Source organism: Aquimarina sp. U1-2 (assembly GCF_017897595.1).
In the GTDB taxonomy this organism is placed as follows: Bacteria; Bacteroidota; Bacteroidia; order Flavobacteriales; family Flavobacteriaceae; genus Aquimarina.
Window position 1 is genome coordinate 1 of record NZ_JAGKIK010000175.1, and the last position, 278, is coordinate 278.

1 protein-coding gene is annotated in these 278 nt (G+C 33.5%); it reads right to left on the minus strand.

What is annotated here, in order from left to right; translation table 11 throughout:
• Window positions 1-258, minus strand: a 258-nt coding sequence (locus J8281_RS19545) for a Rid family hydrolase (protein ID WP_210199299.1), incomplete at its 3' end; no start/stop codon positions are given.
• Window positions 259-278 lie beyond the last annotated feature (20 nt).

Consider the following 278-nt stretch of genomic DNA (forward strand, 5'->3'; position numbering starts at 1 on the left):
TTCAAAGTCTGAAGCATTTGGCAAAATATACGTAACGCGAACAATATCTGACAAACTAGCACCTGCTTGCTCCAAGGTACTTTTTATATTGATTAAACATTGTTCTGTTTGCTCGACTATATCGTCACTAATCGTCATGGTGTCATAATTATAACCCGTGGTTCCTGATACAAAAACCCAATTATCTTGTACTACCGCCCTAGAATATCCTATATCATCTTCAAATGTTGAACCTGTACTTATTAGTTTTCTTTTCATCTTAAACTTATAATTTTATT